We start from the raw sequence: 7,951 nt of genomic DNA, 5'->3' as shown, positions 1-7,951 counted from the left end.
CCTATCCGCGCAGGAGGTAGGTGGCCAGGCCGCGCGCGATGGCGTCGGCGGCGCGCTCACGCCACTCGGGGTCCTCCAGGAGCTCCGCGTCCTCGGCGTTGCGCATGTTGCCCGCCTCCAGGAACACCTTCGGGACCGTGGACATGTTCAGCCCGCCCAGGTCCGTGCGTTCGTCCAGCCCGTCCTCGGCCAGGTAGTCGGCGTAGGGGATATCGCTCCCCTCCAGGTACTCGCGGCGGAGGTCCTCCGCGAGCAGCGCGGAGGGCTCGACGATCTCCTCGGTGAAGCCGCTCACCTCGCCCGGGGTGATGACGTGGAAGCCCCGCCCCGAACCCGGGCCGCCGTCCGCGTGGATGGACAGCGCGACGTCCGCCTCGTTCTCGTTGCCGATCTCGGCGCGTTCGTCGACGCACGGCCCCACGCCCTCGTTGTCCTCGCGCGTGAGGACCACCGTGGCGCCGTCCGCCTCCAGCCGTTCCCGGACGAGCAGGGACAACTCCCAGTTGAACTCGTGTTCGGGGTAGCCGTTGACGCTCTCGGCGCCGACCGTGTCACAGGCCTTCTCGCCGGGCCCGGCGGGTACCAGCGCGTTGATCTCGCTCGGGGCGTCGGCGTTGCCCCCGTTGTGTCCGGGGTCGATGACCACGACACGGTCACCGAGGGGCCCCTCGCCGGGGGGTGGCGCCTCGTCGTCGTCGGTGGAGGCGCCGGACCCGTCCTCCGGACCGGGGAGCGGAGGCGCGGCCGTGGGGTCGGTCCCGGGAGCTCCGCCCGCCGGGGACGAGCAGCCCGCGGTCCAGACGACGGCGAGCGTGAGCAGGGCCAGGGAGCGGACGGCGCGGCTCCGGCGCCCTGTGGGTGCGCAGACGAGCATGCCTCAAACCTAGCCGTTGTCCGAGACCCCGTCGTACCCGTACAAACACGGACGAAGGGCTCACGTCGCGCCTGACGTCCGGCGCGCCCCCGCCTGGCGGAGGGCGTCCCCGGCGCCCCGTCGCGCCCCCCGGGCCGGACCCGGAACCGGTGGGATCACCCACTCCGACCGGCGGCGGCGGGGCTCGGCTCCGGGGCGGCGGGACTCCGAGGACGGGGCGGGGCGCTCGGCGTTCGAGGGGGCGCCACGGGCCTCCACCGCCCCTCACCAGCCTCCCCCTCTGGTGCGCTGTTCCGTTCGGTTCCGCGTTCCATCAGCTCACAACCGTGCGCCGATGACACTCCGAGGGCGGTGAAACGCCGTCCCCCAGCGACGGAACGGTTTCCGTTTCGTGATCAAGCGACTAGGCTCGCCGTGTGGAGCGCCCCGCACACGGCACTCCGCGCCGAACTCGTCTACGACCGGGTACGGGGTGTGCGCACCCTCCCCGGAAAACACCGCCCCCGGCCCGCCAGGCTGGCCGGATCACCCCGCTCCGACGCCACGGCGTCGGGTCGGGACCGGCCCCGGGCCGGTCATCCCCCAGATGCAACAGGAGTGTCGTGGTGACTCCCGCCAGAACGTCCGTTCGCCGCCTCCTGGTGGGCGGCACCCTCTTCACCGCCCTCGGCGCGCTCGGGGTCGTGTCCGCGTTCCCCGCGTCGGCCGACCAGCTGGTCTGGGCCAACGCGCAGGCCTGGGTCGGTGACGGTGACCTCGTCTCGGGGTACTCCACCGCGATCAGCTTCGGCGGTGCGACCGAGGACGAGGCCGGGGCCGATCCCGTCGTGGGCGCCCTCGCGCCGTTCGCGCGGGTCGAGGGGGAGAGCCGCACGCTGGTCAACGACAGGGGCGCGCTGGCCCAGTCGGTCGTGGAGCGGGCGACGGTCCGGATCGGGGTCGACGACCTCATCGGTCTCGGCATGATCGACCCGGTCGAGGGCGTGCCCGGGGAGGCGGGGGAGACCCCCACGGCGGAACCCGAGGGGGGCACCGCGCCACCCGACGGGGACGAGGGCCCGTCCGAGGAGGGGGAGGCCGGTGACCAGGGGCCGCGGTGGTCGGACCGGCCCACTCCGGACACCCCCTTCCAGGACCCCTCGGAGGACCCCGGCGCCACGCCCTCCGAGGAGGACGTGGTGGTTCTGGACGAGGAGGAGACCGAGACCGTCTCCGTCGACTCCAACGCGGTCGAGTTCTCCCTCACGGACGTGCGGACCAGCGCGGCGGCGGCCTACGACGGCGCCACGGAGACGACCTTCGAGTACGGGGAGCTGACCGCCTTCGGTGAGCCCGTGACCGGCTTCGACGGCGACCACCTGGCGGAGGAGACCCTGGAGGTCCTCGACGAGAGGGGCCGGACACTGGTCGAGGTGCCCGTCAGCGTCCGCTTCGTGACCAGCGCCGACACCTTCGACGACGTGGACGAGGACTGGGAGGGTGAGGGCGTGCGCTCCTCGTTCTCCGTCTCGGTCCGGGTCGGAGACCCCGCACTGGGCCAGGGCTTCACCGTGGACTTCGCCGACTCCTGGGCGATCGGTTCCACCCACATCGCGGCGGACGCGCCCGGTGAGGGGGAGCGCGGCGAGGGGGAACGGGAGACGCCGGCCGCGAGCCAGCGGTTGGCCACCACGGGGAGCTCCCTCGTGGCGCTGGTGACCGCGGCGGTGGTGGCGGTCGGCGGCGGTGCCGCGGCGACCTTCCTGGCGCGCAAGCGGACCACCGCCATGGACGACCAGATCGAGGACTGACGGTGGTCGGTCCGCCCCGGTCGGGGGTCCGGGCGGGGACCCGACCGGGTGGTGCGTGAGGGAGGGCGGGCCACCCCGTCTGGGTGGCCCGCCCTGAGAAATCTGTCAGCAGCCGGAACGTGTCCAGCCGTTCCCCCCGGAATCGGCACAGACCGGGGAGATCACTCCGTGCGCTGGCTGGGGATTCCGGCCAGCAGGGCGCGGACCTCAGTCTCGCGGTAGCGGCGGTGGCCACCCAAGGTGCGGATCGAGGTCAGCTTGCCCGCCTTGGCCCAGCGTGTCACGGTCTTGGGGTCAACGCGGAACATGGTGGCAACCTCGGCGGGGGTCAACAGGGGCTCCGCCTCGGGCGTGCGAGTCGACATGTGTACGGCCTCTCCTCCTGGATCTGTGTGCCGATCCTTGAGCCTGATTCCTGGCACTTGGCCCGGATGTCCAATAGTCCCACTTGAGTCCTATTGATATCACCCGAGGTGTTTGCGCGACCACTCCAAGCAACTTTGCACGTGGGAGGCCATTGAAAGCCGCCCGTGGCCGCGTCACGCTAAGTGATTCTAGCGACACGTTTAGTGGCATGTGGCGTATTCGGTCAAAACTTCGTTCTCGGGCCTCGTTTTTCTCGATCCGGAGAACCCGAAGTGCTAGGGCGGAGCTGACCGAAACCCGGGGGCCGGCTCTGGGGGAGGAGGGCGCGGGCCCTGGTCAGTCGCGGTTCGGGGTGGCGTGGGGTGGGGTGGCGGCCGGGGGGCCGGTCGCGCTGCGGCAGGGGGGTCGGGCCACGTGGATCCTCGTTGTGGCAGGGGTTTCCCGGTTACTCTGAGTGCTCTCTGTGGTCGACTCGCTACAGTCTACGCTGATCCCTATCGGGCGTTATGCCCAGTTTCACGGCGCTTGGTGGGGCGTTCTCGCGGGGTGGTCGCGCGCGCGGCCGTCACGTGCGAAAAGACGGTTTCGTGCGACTGAGAAACCTGGTGTACCAGGTTGGGGTACGGCGTGGCGCCTCCCCGTCCCGGCTCGCGTGCCGACCGGGATGACGACAGGGCGCCCGGGGTGTCCACGAAAGATCGACCGGAACATGACGGTCAGTTGGCGTGCTCCAGGGCTCGCACCGACCTCCAGCGCCGAGTGAGCCGCCCGCGCAGCTCCTTCACCCGTGAGCCCTCGCCCTTGGCGAGCGCCTCCACGGCCTCGGCCACCTCGGCCACCGAGTGGTCCTCGCTCAGGTGCTCGTCACTGAGCAGGTGCGGCAGTCCCCCGTAGTCCAGTTCGAGCAGGGACTCGGGGTGCGCGGTCGTGGCCAGCCACTCCGTGAGCGCCTCCGCCGAGGAGGACACCGCGTGCTCTCCGACGCGTTCGCGCAGCACCGCGGCGGTGTGGTCGAGGCGGCGCCGGGCCAGCGCGGTCCTGGTCAGGTACAACAGGGTCCTGGTGGGGCCCGCGGACAGCACGAGGCAGCGTTCCTGCGGCTCGAAGGCGACGAACCACGGGATCGGGATCGTCCAGTTGCTGGACAGGATGCCCGGCTCCGCCAACGCGCCCGAGTCGCGCCACTGCCGGTACCCCGTCTCGGCGCGGTCGGCCTCCCTGGCGGGGACGAACGCCTCCACCATCGAGCGGGGCATGGACTCCGTGAACTCCCCGAACGCACGCCAGGAACGCAGGCGCGTCTGCCACGGGCACACGTACAACCGGTCGTTGACCCGCCGCAGGTAGGCGTCCCCGCTCTCGTCGGAGGGCGCGACCACCGGTGGGGTCGCGATGGTCCTGCCCAGACTCTCCGTGTGCTCCGCCGCCAGGGCGTTCACACGTTTGGGTCGGTCCGGGGACTCCGCGTACCCCTCCCAGTACCGACGGTCACGAGGGGAGAAGGCCGTGATCGGCTGGTAGACGCGCAGATACGCGGTGTAGGGCAGCACGATCGCATCGTGGCACAGATCGTTCCGTCTGGCACTCACCGTGAGAACGACCAGGCGGGGAGGGGTTCCGTACGCACACCACATCCGTCACACCCGGGTGGCGTAGGCACGGTGGGGTCCGACCAGGTACGGTTGTATGTGTACGTAAGCTGGCGCCAGACGTCAGTCGCGTTTGACGGCCGTCAGCCTGGTAGTGCGGGTTAGTAAGTGATCTGGGGTTCGTCGGAACCCAATCGTTGAGGGGGTCGAGCCAATGGGGCGCGGCCGAGCCAAGGCCAAGCAGCAGAAGGTCGCCCGGAAGCTCAAGTACAGCTCCGGTGGGACCGACCTTGAGCGGCTGCGGTCGGAGCTGGGTGTCGCTGAGGACGAGGGGTCTCCCTCCGGGCCGTCGGGTCCGGACGATTCCTACACGGAACCTCAGGACGACCTGATCGACCGCTACGCGGATCTAGCCGACAAGTACTCGGACTCCGACAAGTAGACGTCGGAACCGGTCGAGTCTTTCGGGTCGCTCGGACAACAACCGCTGACCTGTAGCGGTCACGGTCCCCGTCCGGGGGCCGTCGCGGACAGGTGGATATAGCCGGTGCGAACCACTGCGGTGGTTCGCACCGGCTATGTTCGCGTCCTTCGGTCGCGAACGGCACCACCTAGGCGCTCCGGTACTCGCCGTTCAGCACGGCCCGTCCGGAGCCGCCCTTCACCACTCCCAGGCGCCAGGCCTCCACGCCGCGCCCGGCGAGCACGCCCAACGCGCGATCGGCGTCGTCCTCGGCGACGACGGCCACCATGCCCACACCCATGTTGAACGTGGCCTCCATGTCCTCCCGGCTGACCCCGCCCCTCTCCGCCAGGTAGGCGAAGACCGGCGACGGCGCCCACGTGGAGCGGTCCAGTTCGGCGTCCAGCGCCTCCGGCAGCGACCGGGACAGGTTGGCGGCCAGACCGCCACCGGTGATGTGCGAGTACGCGTGCACCTCGACCTCGGCGGTCAGCGCCACGCAGTCCTTCGCGTAGACACGGGTCGGGGTGAGCAGCACCTCACCCAGGACCCCGCCCAGCTCGGGGACCTCGGAGTACAGGTCCAGGTCCGCCTGGTCCACGATGTGGCGGATCAGCGAGTAGCCGTTGGAGTGCGGTCCGGAGGAGGCCATCGCGATCACGACGTCGCCCTCGCGCACCCGGTCCGGACCCAGGATCGCGTCGCCCTCGACCACACCCGTCCCGGCCCCGGCCAGGTCGTACTCCTCGGGGGCCATGGCGCCCGGGTGCTCGGCGGTCTCGCCGCCGATCAGCGCGCACCCCGCCTGGTGGCAGCCCTCGGCGATACCGCCGACGATCTCGGCCACCCGCTCGGGCACCACGGCGCCGGTCGCGATGTAGTCGGTCATGAAGAGGGGCTCGGCGCCACTGACGACCAGGTCGTCGACGACCATCCCCACCAGGTCGATGCCGATGGTGTCGTGCTTGTCCATCTGCTGGGCGAGCATCACCTTGGTGCCCACGCCGTCCGTGGACGTGGCCAGGACCGGGTCCCGGTACCTGGCCGTGTCCAGGCGGAACAGGCCGGCGAATCCACTGGCGTCGGTGACCTGCTCGGGTCGGCGGGTGCGCGCGACGTGACGCTTCATCAGGTCGACGGCGCGCTCACCGGCGGCGATGTCGACGCCCGCGGCCGCGTACGCGCCCGTCGCCCCTGTGCTGTCGGCTGCCACGCGAGTTCTCCTCGTGTTCGGTGGTGTGCGGGTGTTCGCTGTTGAGCGAGCCTCCGGGCCCCGTAAGCAGGGCACGCCGGAGGGTCCGGAAGGGGTGTCCCGCCGGACGCGGCGGGCCCCGGGCCCGCCGCGCGCGTTACTTGTGGCTGGTGGCCAGGGTGGAGCCCTCGGGGGTGCCGCAGGCCTTCTCCAGCAGGTACTTGCCCTGCGCGTCGGAGTCGACCTCCAGCGGGTACACCCCGTCGAAGCAGGCCCGGCACAGCTGTTCCCTGGGCTGCTCGGAGGCGGCGATGAGCTCCTCCAGGTCCACGTAGGCCAGCGAGTCCGCGTTGACGGACTCCGCGATCTCCTCCACCGACAGGTTCGCGGCGATGAGCTCGGCGCGGGTGGCGAAGTCGATGCCGTAGTAACAGGGCCAGAGCACGGGCGGGCTGGAGATGCGCACGTGCACCTCGGCGGCCCCGGCGTCACGCAGCATCCGGACCAGCGCCCGCTGGGTGTTGCCGCGCACGATCGAGTCGTCCACGACCACCAGGCGGCGGCCCTCGATGACCTCACGCAGGGGGTTCAGCTTGAGTCGGATGCCCAGCTGGCGCAGGGTCTGACTGGGCTGGATGAACGTGCGCCCCACGTAGGAGTTCTTCACCAGGCCCTGGGCGAACGGGATGCCGCTGGCCTCCGCGTAGCCCACCGCGGCGGGGGTGCCGGACTCGGGCACCGGGATCACGAGGTCGGCCTCGACCGGGTGCTCCTTCGCCAGGCGGCGGCCCACCTCCACCCGGGTGGAGTTCACGTTGCGCCCGTTGATGGTGGTGTCCGGTCGCGCCAGGTAGACGTACTCGAACAGGCAGCCCTTGCGCTGGGTGGGGGCGAAGCGGCGGGAGCGGACCCCGTCGCCGTCGATCACCAGGAGTTCGCCGGGTTCGATCTCGCGGACGACCGTGGCGCCCACGATGTCCAGGGCGGCGGTCTCACTGGCCACCACCCAGCCGCCGGAGCCCGAGTTCTCCCCGAGGCGGCCCAGGACGAACGGACGGATGCCCTGGGGGTCGCGCGCGGCGAAGAGGGTGTCCTCGTCCATGAAGACGAGGGAGAAGGCGCCCCGCACCTGGGGCAGCAGCTCCAGGGCCGCGTCCTCCAGGGTGTGGCCCTCCCTGGCGCGGGCCGCGAGGAGGTTGGTGAGCACCTCGGTGTCGGTGGTCGCGCCCCGGCGCTGGTCGGGCAGCATCGCGGCCAGTTCCGGGGTGTTGATGAGGTTGCCGTTGTGGCCGAGTGCCAGACCTCCCTCACGCGCGGTGTAGAAGGTCGGCTGGGCGTTCTCCCACACCGGTGAACCGGTGGTGGAGTAACGGCAGTGGCCGATCGCGAGGTGGCCCTTCAGGGAGTCGAGCGTCGCCTCGTTGAAGACCTGGGAGACGAGTCCCATGTCCTTGTAGACGACGATCCGTTCCCCGTCGCTCGTGGCGATGCCCGCGGATTCCTGCCCGCGGTGCTGGAGAGCGTAGAGGCCGAAGTAGGTGAGCTTGCTGACTTCTTCGCCGGGTGCCCAGACCCCGAAAACGCCGCAGGCGTCCTGCGGGCCGCGTTCGAGCGGATCGAGGTCCATGGAGAGCCGGCCGTCGGAGTACGACACACGCACAGCTTAGCCGCTGCCCG

7 protein-coding genes are annotated in these 7,951 nt (G+C 70.9%); 2 read left to right on the top strand and 5 right to left on the bottom strand.

Features of this window, described 5'->3' with window-relative positions:
• Position 1 precedes the first annotated feature (1 nt).
• Positions 2-874: an N-acetylmuramoyl-L-alanine amidase gene (locus ACRWK8_RS23390; RefSeq protein ID WP_378738062.1), complete on the bottom strand. Its 873-nt coding sequence runs from the start codon at positions 872-874 to the stop codon at positions 2-4.
• 605 nt (positions 875-1,479) lie between these two features.
• On the opposite strand from ACRWK8_RS23390, the gene ACRWK8_RS23385 reads away from it, so the two are divergent.
• Positions 1,480-2,664, top strand: a complete 1,185-nt coding sequence (locus ACRWK8_RS23385) for a hypothetical protein (protein ID WP_431872882.1) — start codon at positions 1,480-1,482, stop codon at positions 2,662-2,664.
• Between the two features lie 161 nt (positions 2,665-2,825).
• Here ACRWK8_RS23385 and bldC read toward each other — a convergent pair whose 3' ends face one another.
• Together bldC and ACRWK8_RS23375 are read right to left on the bottom strand one after the other, a co-directional pair.
• The gene (gene bldC / locus ACRWK8_RS23380; protein ID WP_013155387.1) at positions 2,826-3,029 is read right to left on the bottom strand and encodes a developmental transcriptional regulator BldC; all 204 of its coding nucleotides are present in this window, start codon (positions 3,027-3,029) and stop codon (positions 2,826-2,828) included.
• 717 nt (positions 3,030-3,746) lie between these two features.
• Positions 3,747-4,580 (bottom strand): DUF8083 family protein, encoded by an 834-nt coding sequence (locus tag ACRWK8_RS23375; RefSeq protein WP_378738058.1) that lies wholly within the window; start codon positions 4,578-4,580, stop codon positions 3,747-3,749.
• Between the two features lie 253 nt (positions 4,581-4,833).
• Between ACRWK8_RS23375 and ACRWK8_RS23370 the strand changes: the two genes are divergently transcribed.
• Complete coding sequence (locus tag ACRWK8_RS23370; protein WP_357756536.1) at positions 4,834-5,061, top strand: DUF3073 domain-containing protein; 228 nt, start codon at positions 4,834-4,836, stop codon at positions 5,059-5,061.
• Between the two features lie 169 nt (positions 5,062-5,230).
• Here the strand turns inward: ACRWK8_RS23370 and purM are convergent, their stop codons facing one another.
• Together purM and purF are read right to left on the bottom strand one after the other, a co-directional pair.
• Entirely contained in the window at positions 5,231-6,295 is a 1,065-nt protein-coding gene (gene purM, locus ACRWK8_RS23365) for a phosphoribosylformylglycinamidine cyclo-ligase (protein ID WP_378738056.1), read from the bottom strand.
• A 136-nt stretch (positions 6,296-6,431) separates the two neighbouring features.
• Positions 6,432-7,928, bottom strand: coding sequence for an amidophosphoribosyltransferase (purF, locus tag ACRWK8_RS23360; RefSeq protein ID WP_378738054.1), 1,497 nt, complete (start codon positions 7,926-7,928; stop codon positions 6,432-6,434).
• Positions 7,929-7,951 lie beyond the last annotated feature (23 nt).

It is taken from the genome of Nocardiopsis eucommiae, assembly GCF_965344335.1.
Lineage (GTDB): Bacteria > Actinomycetota > Actinomycetes > Streptosporangiales > Streptosporangiaceae > Nocardiopsis > Nocardiopsis eucommiae.
The sequence above is the reverse complement of the archived record's forward strand: the minus strand, read 5'-3'. Positions and strand labels throughout refer to the sequence as shown.